General features: G+C 41.9%; 9 protein-coding genes. 5 read left to right on the top strand and 4 right to left on the bottom strand.

The genetic code is table 11. The features are described 5' to 3' along the window. Positions 1–201 precede the first annotated feature (201 nt). Positions 202–3,318, top strand: coding sequence for an ATP-binding response regulator (locus MKY14_RS10095; RefSeq protein WP_340976400.1), 3,117 nt, complete (start codon positions 202–204; stop codon positions 3,316–3,318). Here MKY14_RS10095 and MKY14_RS10090 read toward each other — a convergent pair. After that, positions 3,305–3,850: a CDP-alcohol phosphatidyltransferase family protein gene (locus MKY14_RS10090; protein ID WP_076307699.1), complete on the bottom strand. Its 546-nt coding sequence runs from the start codon at positions 3,848–3,850 to the stop codon at positions 3,305–3,307. The two genes, MKY14_RS10095 and MKY14_RS10090, sit on opposite strands and share 14 nt — an antisense overlap. Before the next feature lie 152 nt (positions 3,851–4,002). Between MKY14_RS10090 and MKY14_RS10085 the strand changes: the two genes are divergently transcribed. After that, the gene (locus tag MKY14_RS10085; RefSeq protein WP_340976399.1) at positions 4,003–5,136 is read left to right on the top strand and encodes an SGNH/GDSL hydrolase family protein; all 1,134 of its coding nucleotides are present in this window, start codon (positions 4,003–4,005) and stop codon (positions 5,134–5,136) included. 68 nt (positions 5,137–5,204) lie between these two features. Here the strand turns inward: MKY14_RS10085 and MKY14_RS10080 are convergent, their stop codons facing one another. From MKY14_RS10080 to MKY14_RS10070, 3 genes are all read right to left on the bottom strand, one after another. Continuing rightward, entirely contained in the window at positions 5,205–6,890 is a 1,686-nt protein-coding gene (locus tag MKY14_RS10080) for an ABC transporter substrate-binding protein (RefSeq protein ID WP_076127158.1), read from the bottom strand. Positions 6,891–6,995: 105 nt separating this feature from the next. Continuing rightward, positions 6,996–8,606, bottom strand: coding sequence for a response regulator transcription factor (locus tag MKY14_RS10075; RefSeq protein ID WP_076307701.1), 1,611 nt, complete (start codon positions 8,604–8,606; stop codon positions 6,996–6,998). Between the two features lie 4 nt (positions 8,607–8,610). Then, entirely contained in the window at positions 8,611–10,422 is a 1,812-nt protein-coding gene (locus MKY14_RS10070; RefSeq protein ID WP_036688684.1) for a sensor histidine kinase, read from the bottom strand. Positions 10,423–10,566: 144 nt separating this feature from the next. Here MKY14_RS10070 and MKY14_RS10065 point away from each other — a divergent pair, with 144 nt between their 5' ends. The 3 genes from MKY14_RS10065 (at position 10,567) to MKY14_RS10055 (ending at position 13,377) form a co-directional block, all read left to right on the top strand. After that, entirely contained in the window at positions 10,567–11,523 is a 957-nt protein-coding gene (locus MKY14_RS10065) for an ABC transporter permease (protein ID WP_036688682.1), read from the top strand. A gap of 15 nt (positions 11,524–11,538) precedes the next feature. Beyond that, a complete protein-coding gene (locus tag MKY14_RS10060) occupies positions 11,539–12,411 on the top strand; it encodes a carbohydrate ABC transporter permease (protein WP_036688680.1) in 873 nt (290 codons plus the stop codon). A gap of 318 nt (positions 12,412–12,729) precedes the next feature. After that, entirely contained in the window at positions 12,730–13,377 is a 648-nt protein-coding gene (locus MKY14_RS10055; RefSeq protein ID WP_036688678.1) for a FusB/FusC family EF-G-binding protein, read from the top strand. Positions 13,378–13,554: the final 177 nt, after the last annotated feature.

Below are 13,554 nucleotides of genomic sequence, written 5' to 3'. Positions count from 1 at the left end.
CGCCGCGATGCGATCTGCTCTAATCAATAAATCGCAATAAAAGAATCGACCATCTGCTCTATGGGATGGTTGATTTTTTTCCTCTGAACATAGGATTACATACGTCTATAGGCCTCTTAATATAGTATAATCATACTGTATTGCTCAAAGTTGGAGATAGGGATATAGCACTATTAAATACTATTGACGAATGAGGAGTCTATGAGAACTTCGGAGAATAAAATTAAGTTAAGTCATATGTTGTACATAGTAGTATTTATCTGCCTGCTGATTGCAATACGCTGGAGCTGGTACAATCATTTTAATCTGTCTAATCCTCCTGTTGTGGAGCAAGGTGTGCTCGATTTGCGGGGAGTAGACCTTGAATCACTAAGCTCCTTTCCATTGGATGGAGAATGGGAGTTTTATCCTGAACAATGGGTGAACGCCGCCAATATGGATAGTGTTTTAAAAGGCCAGATGCTTCAGGTGCCGGGTAACTGGAATTCTGTATTCAATTCTGCTGAGCAAAAGAAGGCGTATGGATACGGAACTTATCATTTGCGGATTCTGCTAGATCGTCCCTTGTCTGAGCCACTTAGCTTTTGGTTCCAATCCATCTATACTTCTTCTGAAGTGGAGATTAATGGAACAATTCTCTCACGGTTTGGAGTGTTATCTGACGAGAAGGAAGAGCATGTTTATGTGACGAAAGCATTCTTAATCAGTTATACACCTACAGATCAGAAGCATCTGGATCTGTTTGTTCGGACGTCAAACTATGAGTCTCCACTAAAAGGGGGCATAATTCGGTCCGTGGAGTTTGGCATTCAACATGGGGTAGACACTATATACTGGAATTCCATTGGCTTGCAGCTAGTCGTAGGGGTCATGCTTCTTCTACATGGGTTGTATTTATTGATTATCTATCTGATGGATGTACGAAAAACAGAGCTGATTATTTTTTTCCTAATGATGGTCGCTGCGGCTGTATCCATTGGGGTTGAACATAATGGACTGTTGTTCAGGTTTCTTCATGTTGATTTTGCCTGGATGCTGAGGTTAAAGGTTCTTTCGTATATAGGGTTTTGTTTATTCCTTTTATTGATGGGAAGAGAACTATTGGGGAATCGACGGAAAGGCAAGGCGTTTTATAGTTACATCCTGTCAGTTCTCATTTTTACTTTATTTATTATTGTAGGTCCTGAAGAGGCAGTGTTATATATCATCGGAAAAGGGTATTACATGATCCTGTATTACGTTCCAGTGTGTTGGACGGTATATTATTTTTGGAAGATGGTAGCCTTACGAGCTGAAGGTGCTCTATTTTTATTGTTTTCAGTGTTAGCAGTACTAAATAATATGTTGTGGGGGGCTGTCTACTATGCCGGTAGCTCACAATTTATGTTTTATCCCGTAGATTTAATTGCTGCCCTTGCCGCATTTTCCGCCTATTGGTTTAGGAGATATTTTCATCAATCCCATCAAAATGTGTTACTGAACGCTCAATTGGCGGAATCCAATAAATTAAAGGACCGTTTTCTAGCCAATACGTCACATGAGCTGCGCACTCCACTGCATGGGATTATGAATATTGCCCAAAGTGTGTTAACAAGAAAAAAACATGTGCTGGATGAAGAGAGCCAGCGTGACATGGAATTGCTAATTATGGTCAGTCGCCGGATGTCGCTTATGCTGAATGACTTGCTTGATGTTGTGCGATTGCAGGATAAGCGGATTGTGATGAATATAAAGGCGTTGCAAGTGAGGTCATTGGCTGAAGGTGTACTGGATATGTTACGTTTCTTAACCGGTGGGACGAAGGTGGAGCTTCGAATGTCTATAGATGAGAATCTGCCTCGTGTTTATGCTGATGAGGAGCGATTGGTGCAGATTCTGATTAATTTAGTTCATAACGCACTAAAGTACACCGAACAGGGAAGTGTTGAACTGGCCGCAGAACAAGTGGGTGGGGATGTATGGATACATGTTACGGATACAGGAGTAGGTATGGATGAAGCTTTGAAAAAGCGTGTTTTTATGCGCTATGAACAAGGGGCTTACGGTCAAGGCGGCATTGGGCTGGGGCTTAGTATCTGTAAGGAGCTGGTCGAACTGCATGGCAGTGAATTATTGCTGCAATCGCAGCCGGGTCAGGGAAGTAAGTTCAGCTTTAAATTACCTGTAGCCAAAGGGAGTCTGCAGTCATCTATTCCAGATGTTCATACTGAAAAAGATTCGGATCCATTGTCACCATTCAGCATGTGGATAACTGCGGAGAAATCAGCTATGGTGGCTGCCACCTATAACACAAAGGAAGTAGAGGCACTCTCGAAGCTCGATACAGACGCTGACATCATACATGTGCTAGCGGTTGATGATGATTCGGTCAATTTAAAAGTTCTGCAAAATATTTTATCAGATGGAGCCTATCGGATTGATACAACGACTTCAGCCCGTGAGGCGCTGGATATGTTGCATCATGAGCAGTTCGATTTGGTTATCGCTGATGTGATGATGCCGGGCATGTCTGGATATGAATTGACAAGATTGATACGCGAGCGGTTCACGATGTATGAACTTCCTATTATTCTATTGACCGCTCGCAGTGAGCAGGAGGATGTCTATGCAGGTTTCTTGGCTGGCGCTAATGACTATGTAACCAAGCCAGTAGATGCCATGGAATTGAAGTATCGTGCTTCGTCGCTCACTTTTATGAAGCAAGCAGTCAATGATCGTTTGAGAATGGAGGCTGCTTATTTACAAGCGCAGATCCATCCACATTTTCTCTTTAATACATTAAATTCGATTATGTCCTTGAGTGATTTTGACACTGTCAAAATGAAAGATCTTTCAGATGCATTCACTACTTATCTGCGGATCAGCTTTGACTTCTTAAATGCAGGCAAACTTGTTTCACTGTCGCAAGAGCTGGAGCTGGTCGAGAATTATGTATATATCCAGCAGCAGCGTTTTGAGGAGAGGCTGCAGGTTGAATGGGAGGTAGACGCGAATCTACAGCTTCTAATTCCTCCGCTGACCATTCAGCCACTGGTCGAGAACGCCGTCCGGCATGGGATCTTAAGTCGGGCAAAAGGTGGAACCTTGCGTATTCACATCGAGACACATGCGGAGGCTGTTCATTTTATCATTGCTGATACGGGGATTGGAATGGATGAAGCTCAAGTCAGTAAGTTATTGCAACCAAAAAGTCTTAAGGATCAAGGAATTGGGCTCCTTAATACAGATCGGAGATTAACACAATTATATGGACAAGGCTTGAAGATTCAAAGTATTCCTGGGGTGGGAACTACGGTGTCTTTCATTATTCCTGATTAGGAGGGTTGTAAAACCATCCTTTTCTGTCCAGCTGTAATTGAGTGGATGTGATTTGAATCATCAATTCTTCCACGGCGGATAAGGTTGCAACTATACAGACAATGGTTGTCCAAATGGTGGGGTTACTATGGGAAAGCCATATAGGAGTTACAAATAAGAGAAGCCCGGTGAGTTTATTGCCGTAGGTATGGATACTTGCGTAAGTTTTGAATCTGCGGAGGGCAATCCCTGTCGATGTTATGCGGATGGCCGCGATCAAGAAGATCCATAGGATGAAGTCGAGGGTAAGACCCAGATACGGATACAAAGTAAATAAGCAGATCCCGATTAGTATCGTGTCGGCAGCAGAATCCAGCTTTGCTCCGAGATTACTTGTTGTGCCTGATTTTCGGGCAATTGGACCATCTATCAGATCGGTGACTCCGCAAAGGATATAAATTGCAAGAAAGGCCGAACTTAGCGGCTCGAAGAATAACAGCATTATTGCCAAAAAAATTCTGCCAAGTGTGATACAGTTAGGTATAACTTTCAACTTCAATCCCACCTTTGTTCATGACCTCATTTAATTCTATTGTACCAGAGGAAGAGTATATGCTATTTGGAAAAGGATTATAAGATAGTATTGAAGAAGTAGTGAAGTAGAAGTATAGATTAGGATTCTAGCGGTAAATTAGGAGGGATTTTATGAAGCAGAATACAAACTTAAAGGTACATACATTAGCTGATATCGAACATCTGAAAATTCACGGCAGAACAACAGGGTCACTTTCTCCACTAACGTTATTTTGGACAGGCAGTGCGGTCGAATTAAATGTTAAAAGTTCTGAGCTATGGCTTGAAGTAGAAGCAGATTATGATGTTTATGAACCCTGGATTAGCATCCTGATCAATTCCGTTCCTGTTAGCAGACAAATGTTAGTAGCAGGCAGGTATTGGATTTGTGTATTTAGAGGCATGAATGATCGTGTTGTCAACAATATTCGTATTGTAAAAGATGTGCAGGCAATGAGTGGAGATCCTGGCTGCTCTTTGCAGATACATGCGGTGAAGATGGATGGAAAATTCCTGCCGGTTGCGGACAAACCCCACAAGATAGAGTTCATAGGTGACAGCATCACATCCGGAGAAGGAAGTATAGGTGCCAAGGCTGAAGAAGATTGGATTCCAATGTGGTTTAGCGCCATCAACAACTATACCAGAATGACAGCAGATGCTTTAAATGCAGAATATAGAGTTATTTCTCAAAGTGGCTGGGGAGTCCTTACTAGCTGGGATAATAATCCGCACGGTAATATCCCTGATTGTTATGAGCAGGTTTGTGGTCTTCTAACTGGAGCAAAAAACGAAGCTTTAGGAGCTTTTCAAGAACATTCTTTTGAAACCTGGCAGCCAGATGTTGTGGTAGTTAATCTAGGAACAAATGATGGGGGCGCCTTTCAATCGCCAGAATGGAAAGATGAGGTAACAGGGGAGAGCCATAAACAACGCTTAAATGAAGACGGGACCTATCATGAGGATGATATACAAGCTTTTGTCGATGCCGCTGAGAAATTTCTGCTGAAGCTTAGAAAAAATAATCAACATGCACATCTCGTATGGGCATATGGGATGCTTGGTATCCCGATGATGCCAGCGATCTACCGGGCGGTCGATGTTTATAGCAAGAAAACAGGGGACAAGCAGGTTTCTGTATTGCAGCTTCCAAATATGACGGGTGAGACCATAGGGGCAAGAAGTCATCCGGGAGCATTAGCTCATGAACAAGCGGCAAAAGAGTTGACGGGGTATTTGAAAGGGATTCTAGCGAGCGAAAGTTAATAGGAATTCATAAAAAAACAAGCCTGAGCGAAAGGATCACGCTCTGGCTTGTTTTTATTTACTTTAGTCTATTTGGTGGATACAGACTTGAACCATTCGTTAACTTCTTTGGTGATTTGATCACCACCATTTGCTTTCCAGTTGGAAACAAAGGAGTCAAAGGCATCTACAGGTAGCTTACCGTAAATGATTTTGTTGAAGGTTTCCATTTCGGATTGACGAAGCAGATTCCATTTGGATACCATCGTTGGTGTCGCAGCGCCAGTGAAATAGTTCTGTCTACGAATGTCTATTTGTGACATAACAACTTTTGCAGCGGCCCAGTTTTCCGGTTTACGGAACTCAGCCATTTGTTTTTCATAAGGAGTTACAGGGGTTTCACCATCAGCAAGTTTAACCAATGTCTTCATGAACAGATCAGGAATACGAGCCGGTCCAGTTAAGAAAGGAAACTCATTGGAGAAGTCTTTAATCTTCTCTTTATCACTAGTAGGCTTTCCATCAATCATGTCCCAATCGTAGCCTTTAGCAAAGCCGTATTCAAATTCACTACCAGCTGCTGGATTAGCTAGGTTATCAAGCAAGTAGTTGTAGTATAAGAAAATTGCTTCAGGGTGCTTAGCATCTTTGTTAATCATGATACTAGCGTTTACCCCAGAGTTCTGCCATTTGGTACCGATGAGTCCGTCTGGACCTGCTGGAACCGGATAAGCTTTGATCTTCGCTCCAGGTACATTTTTCATAAGATCGGGAGCCGGCCAGTCTGGAACCCAGTTTGCCCCTGGTAGAATACCTGCGGCGCCTTTTGTCCAGCTTTCAGCAGATTTACCTTCATCCCAAAGTGCAGAGTCTGTGTGAATATAACCTTTGTCCATCCACTCACTAAGCTTAGCAAGGGCTTGTTTAGCACCAGGGTTAATGGAACCGTATTCCAGATTGCCGTCGGCATCTTTATTCCATTGTTCCTCAATCGTACCGTAAGCACCGAATAACCAGTCGAGTTGGCCCATCCAGGTGTTTGTATTATTTTTCAAAGAAATCGCAAGTGGGAAAACATCTTTAGGTGCTAGACCATCAGGGTTTTCGTTCTTAAATTTGTCCATGATATTCTCAAGATCGGCAATTGTTTTTGGAGCCTGAAGGTTCAGCTTTTCCATCCAATCTTCACGTAACCAGAGAAGAGTATCGTCATTATCAGTATATTCAAGGATCGGCATATTGTATTTCTTACCGTCTTTTGTGAATGGATACCAAAGTTCTGGGTGTGCTGCAGCATGATCTTTTAGAATTTTATTAGCATATTTGTCGAACAACTCATCGATAGCAATGAACTGACCGGAATCAATCAGTTGATTGGTCAATACTGCATTGGTTGGTACAGAAACGAAGTCAGGCAGCTTTTCGCCAGAAGCAATGGCAAGCTGAAGCTTTTGTCTGTATTGATCGTCATTGGCAGGATACCAAGTATCTTTATGCTTCATGCCCAGTGTTTCCAGCATCCAGCGATCGTGAACATTGTTTTCTTTGGTATCACCTTGAACATATTTCTTCGGCATCAATACCGAACTGAACTCGATGGGTGGATCGTATTTACCTTTTTCAAAAGCAGCATCTGCTTCAGATAAACTAGTCTCAGACGATGTGGTATTGTTTTGTTTGGCGTTTTCATTATTTCCGCCACCACTGCCACAGGCTGTGAGTGTGATAAGTGCTGTGACCGTTAACAACGACCACATTTTTTTGAACTTGATCATTCTTTAATTCCCCCTACTGTGTATGATCTTTACAAGTGTAACTTTAACAACTAGTCGGGGATGGCATCTATATGAGATTTTTAGTTTCGATAGGACTCTATCATGCTATTTATTATTGTCTCGATATTCCTGCGGCGTTACTCCGAACTGTCGTTTGAACACTTTTATAAAATAAGCAGGGTCCATATAGCCAATCTCCATGCTGATTTCATAAACTTTTTTAGAGGTAGTCTTCAGCTTATGGCAGGCGCGATCCATGCGCAGGCGCGAGATATAATCGCTTATTCCTTCACCCGTTTCAATCTTATAAATTTTTGATAAATGAGTCGGATGGAGGTTTACATGGTCAGCCAGAACCCGTAATGAAACATCTAAATGCAGGTTTTTGTCTGTGAAATCTTGAATCTTTTTCACATATTCAGACCTGATGTCTTTAATTTCGTTAGACGTTCCTTCTTTCAATTTGCTCAGAATGCTGAGGGACCATTTTCTAAGTTTACCGATGGTCGAGAACGCTTCACCGCTTTGCAACCAACCGAGATCGTCTCCCACTAAGTTAGCTAGAGTATGCCCATTTCGGTGTGCGAGATTCGTGAAGGATGCAGTGATTAAAAAACCGGCCTCCATGCAATGCTCCCACGATTCAGACCATTTCTCATCCAGCTCCGCGCAGACAGCGAGTAGTTTCTCTTCCGCAGCATCCCAATGCCCACTTTCAAGCAGGTGAATTAGTGTCGGCGGGGTGTAAAGGGCATCCAAAGGTCCTTGGGTAGTGGAAGGTTCAAATTCGCTGACCCGCATTACGAATTCGCGCTCGTCTCCCACGATCTGCCGGAAATAAGCTGTAGCCTGACGGAAACGGCTCGACACCTTCTCGGGAAACTGGAACCATTCAGTGATTACTATGGACAGGGAACCTTTCAGAAATTGCTTAACCTTATACTGAAGCTGTAAAGAAAGCTTTTCTAGGATGGTTTCTTTGCCGATGTCGGATCCTTTCTCTTTAAGCTGAAGCAGAAACACAAGATATCCATGTTCCTCTTTAACGCCCCAGACCTGCATAAACTCACCCATAATCTCTTCAGCCATATTGATGATGGCATATTCAATTAAGGTTTGATCATTATTGTTATAATGGCTAAATTCTTCTTCCATGCGTACAAGCATCAAAGCGCAATCGCCAGAATGGAAGGGCAAATCATAAGTTACGAGCTTCCGTTCCCATTCGCCAGCTTGAAATTGATGACCTTGCAAGGCATCAAGCAGCAGTTGACCACGTAAAAGCGGCAGATTTTCCCGTAGGGTAAACTGGGTTCGTTTAAGCGAACTGATAAGTTCCCATTCTGTGTTCAATTGCTCGATGGCAGTTTTGACTGCACCGATAATTTCATCATCGGTAGGTGGCTTAAGCAAGTAATCGACGGCATTATGCTGAAGTGCTTTTTTGGCGTAATCGAACTCCGAATGGCCTGATAAAATAATACATTTGATCTTTTTATCACGTTTTCTTATCCGCTCTATTAATTCAATTCCCGTCATTTCGGGCATTTGGATATCCGAGATCACAATATCAATAGGGTTTGTATCGATAATTTGTAGCGCTTCACGTGCTGAATACGCTTTATGCACCTGTTCAATGCCTAGCGTATGCCAGGGTTTAGTCATGGCAAGATTATCTACCCAGTGTGCTTCATCGTCTACTATAATCATTTGCATGTTGTTATTCTCCTTGATGATTCTTAAATTTAGAATATTCATCCTCCGTAGGGATTTCCCAGATAATCTCTGTTCGGAAACCTCCAAGAGGGGATGGTTTAAAGGTTAGACAGGATTGATTACCGAACAGGTGCATGATCCGCTGATTCGTATTCCAGAGCCCGCAGCCCATTTCTTCCTGCAATGGCTCCTGCATTTTACGATTCAAAGCTTCCAGCTGCTCCGGATTCAAGCCAGGTCCGTCGTCATCAATGTAGATCTTGCAGAAGCCGTTCGAAATCTCACCACTAATGCTGATCTCACCCGAAGAATACGATTTTGCCACTCCGTGAATGACTGAATTCTCCACAATAGGTTGTAGCATTAGACGTGGCACAGACTGGCTTAACATGTTCTCAGGGATTTCGATATGATAATCAATTCTGGCATTGCGCAGCTTTTGAATATCCAAATAGTTGACGAGCAGCTTGATTTCTTCATCCAGTGACGCGGTTTCCCGTTCCATTCGGGTAGTATAACGGTAGTAAGCACTTAAATTATAAGCCATGGAGACGACAGCGTCCTCATCCTTCATTTGGGCCATATTGATAATATAACCAAGGCAGTTATAGAGAAAATGCGGATTGATTTGCGCCTGCAGTTGCTTAAGTGTAGCTTCGCGGGCACGGATTTTCTCATTGAACACATTCTCTATCAGGTCTTGAATTTGATGGGACATATCATTAAAGCGATGGAATAGAAACGAAAACTCGTTCCGGCCTTCATTATGAAGACGTACAGAATAATCTCCACGCTGCACGCGCCGTAAGCCTTTAATTAGCTTTTTGATAGGATATTGAACATTTCTGTATAGTAATATGGAAGCGGAAATTCCCATAACAAACAGCAAAATCATCGAGATATAGAACAAATCCTGACTGAGCGAAATGGGTTTTAGAATTTGATATAGAGGGACAACATCTATTAAATTCCAATCCAAATAGGAGGACTTCACAGAGCTGACCAAGTAGTTCTTGCCATTGAGTTTGACTACATCCTGGGTAGTATTCTCAGGTGAGTGTTTATCCAGGTAACGAATGAGTTCTTCAGATAGCTGCTTGTCCGCACTGCGATTCAGAATTGGCGAGTTCCCTTTATGATAGAGAAAAGGATCACCTTGTCCACCTTCCTTGTACGTATCCAGCATGTTCTGAATATTCTCATAACTGAAGCTGGCCTCAATCACCAAGTTGCTTCCCGTCAACATCCCCGGCTGAGCTAAGGAATCTGTATAGAACCAGTAGAAGGATTTTAACTCGTCTTTAGATTCCAAGCTGTGATCGCCATACGTCCATTTTCCACTCATATTTCTTTTTAAGTAATCCTCATCATACCCAAATGCTCGATTGTAGTTGGAGATGACATCTTTATTTTGCTGTGAATGTACGGCATATCTGGCAGGCCAAATATCTGCAACCCCAGATTGAAGCACCATCTTTTCCTGAATGACATACCGGGTCTGCATCTGATCATATCGATCAGCCCAAATGTTTAATCCGTTGAAGGCTCTGACATTGGGATCTCTAGAAAGGATAAGGGTGAAGTCCATCATCTGATTAATACGCGAATCAATTTGACTGGACAGAAAAGTGAGCTGCTTCGTATTGGACACCTGCAGCTCTTTGCTTACAACATCGTATGTGACGTTATTTGAAAAGGTATACATGATAATGATGGGGATGAATAAGAGTATGATCAGGCAGTTTATTTTGGCAAACAAACTAAACCGGGATTGTGTTAATTCTCTCAAGGATGTAAAGCGCTTCCAAATATTCATAAATGTACCCTCCAGATGATGTCCTAATAAAACCATATCAAGCCTAACAATGTTATATAGTCAAACCTGAGAAACGCCTGATACTATTTATAGCAGAGATCCCCATCACACACAAAATATTTTTTTTGGGAACAGGAGAGAGCTATGGAGGCTAATTCAATACAGCAGGTAGGCCTGGAAAATAAACCAAGTATAAAAAGAAAAAGAAAAAAAGGCTATAAACAACCATGGGTGCTCCACTTCATGGTATTACCGGCGGCAATTATGGTTTTTATTTTTTCTTATATCCCCATGTCAGGAATACTCATGGCATTTCAGGATTATAAGCCTGCATTAGGATTTTTTGATTCCGAATGGGTCGGACTTAAGCATTTTAGGTACATGTGGGAGAACGATTACTTCCTGCAAATTACCTGGAATACACTGTTTTTTGCTTGCTCCAAGATTGTTTTGAACCTGATTATTCCTTTTATATTCGCCTTGTTGCTTAATGAGGTAAGGAATATGGGCCTTAAAAGATCGATTCAAACACTCGTCTATCTACCGCATTTCTTGTCATGGGTTACCCTTTCAGGAATTCTGATCGATATCCTAGCTCAAACAGGGATCGTGAATCAGTTTATTTCGTCCGTTTTCGGCATAAAACCGATCTTTTTTCTAGGGGACGGCAACTGGTTCCGATTTACCATCATAGCCAGTGATGTTTGGAAAGAATTTGGTTTCAACACGATCATTTTCCTAGCTGCGCTATCCGGCATTAATCCATCACTTTATGAAGCTGCTGAAGTGGATGGGGCAGGTCGCTGGAAGCAAACGATGTATATTACCATACCAGCACTTATTCCAATTGCTATTGTAATTGCGACCTTGGCACTGGGCAATGTATTGAACGCCAACTTTGACCAGGTATTTAACCTATATAGTCCTTTGATCTATCAACAAGGGGATATCATTGATACCTTTGTGTATAGAGAAGGTCTTCTCAGCGGACAATTCAGCTTTGCGACCGCAGTTAATCTTTTTAAATCAGCAATTAGTTTAATTCTAATCGTTATTTCATACCGACTTGCCTATAGATTTGCAGGGTACAGAATTTTCTAGAAAGGATGACAACAAATGTACCATAAAACCCTTCCATATCGAATATTTAGCATATTCAATAATGTGCTCCTAACTATCCTTTCGGTGCTCTGCTTGCTGCCATTGTATCACTTACTCATGGTATCTCTTAGTGCGTCCGCCCCAGCCAATGCTGGGTTGGTCACCTTTTGGCCAATTGGCTTCACTTTGGAGGCCTATGCAAAAACTTTTAACAATACTAATTTTCTTACATCCCTGTGGGTGTCGGTAGAGCGGACAATACTAGGAACAGCACTTGCACTGGTAGTAAATACGGTTGCAGCCTATGCTCTTTCTAAGGAAACTAGAGTTTTCCGGGCGCGTAATATCTATCTTTGGTATTTTGTCGTAACCATGCTGTTCAGTGGGGGTCTGATTCCGGGATATATCCTGATTCTAAAGCTCGGGCTGATGAATTCTTTGATGGCACTTATCCTACCTGGATTGGTAGCCGTATTTAACATCATTTTGCTGCTGAACTTCTTCCGTGGTGTACCTAAGGACCTTGAGGAAGCAGCCTTTATTGATGGAGCAGGACATTTTAAGACCTTTTTGAAAATATATTTACCAGTCTCCTTACCAGTCATTGCAACAGTTTCCCTATTCATGATGGTGGGCCATTGGAACTCTTACTTTGACGGTATAATCTATATCAGAGATTCGGATAAGCTGCCACTGGCGACGTTTATGCAGACCATTATCGTTCAGGCAGATATGTCCAAGCTTGATCCGTCAGCTGTAGCTAACTTGTCTCAACGAACCATACGGGCTTCACAGATTTTCATAAGTGCGCTACCAATATTGTTGGTTTATCCATTCCTGCAACGTTATTTTGTGACAGGGATTGTAGTCGGAGCAGTAAAAGAATAGTCAAAAAAGAGGGAGTTACTGGACTAGTCCATGTAGCTCCCTTTTTTTTGTAGGTATGGCATGCAAATAAGCATTCCCAGATGAATTGCGCCTTCTAAAATACGGTGCTATACTTTTGGCATGAAATATGCTCGGAGGTGGTACAGTGCTAATGTTGAAATGCCCATTAGCTAGAAGTTCCTCACGCAAAGCCTAATATAGGGCGATACTTTGCGTGAGGTGCGATGGATGGATATATCGCCCAACTTAATTTTATCGTTTCTATAAATGGGCTTTGCACCTTATGAACTTTTAATATAAATAAGGGGCTGAAAAGCGATGTGTACACCATTTATTAGAAACCATCAATATAACTTAATTAAGAAACAAACGAAATTTGTTCTGCATACCCTGCGAACCGTTGCGGATCGTAGAGTCTTGGAGACTGTAAGATATAGTGCTGCTACGAACATTATTGAGGCATTTCCTTCTCTTACGGAGAATCACAAGCAGATGCTGGAACAAATATCGACCTTCGAAACTGCAGAAGATTTCCAGAGATATCTTAGTGAATTAGAACCATACCTAGAGTCATATCCGACGATTACGCTGAAGCAGATTCAGAAGCTATTCCCTAAGAATAAGAAACTGAAAGTACCTGATCTACAACTCATCGACTATCGCAACATAACGTATTTGAGTTGGATAGATATTGCCAGTAATAAATTATTCATTATCTATCCGTACGAAGGACAGTTCATTGGTATTGAGGGTAGAATCACACCAACGCACAAAAAAGGGTACTGCATGTTCTGCAATCGGCATCAAGAGCTTGCATTCTTTTATGTTAAGACCAAGAATGTGAACGTTTCGCCGGATAATATTTCTGCTGTGGGTCAATACGTATGTCTGGATAATCAGGAATGTAATCGGAGCATAACCGATACAGCTAAGCTTGAGAGGTTCATTCTCTCTGTCCGCAAATAATGTTTAGAAAAGGCTCCCTTAGTGGGAGCCTTTTTTGTTAAAAATATTGTCAGGATTTAGACAATCCGTTTCATTGAAGCAATGAGGCACGACATTAGTGGATATAATGAGATTCAAGAGCTGAATAAATAATATAAGCGTTTACAAACAGAGAATTCGAGTGGTTATAAAAATAGT

Origin of the sequence: Paenibacillus sp. FSL R5-0887 (genome assembly GCF_038002305.1) — a bacterium.
Classification (GTDB): Bacteria; Bacillota; Bacilli; order Paenibacillales; family Paenibacillaceae; genus Paenibacillus_AQ; species Paenibacillus_AQ odorifer.
The sequence above is the reverse complement of the archived record's forward strand: the minus strand, read 5'-3'. Positions and strand labels throughout refer to the sequence as shown.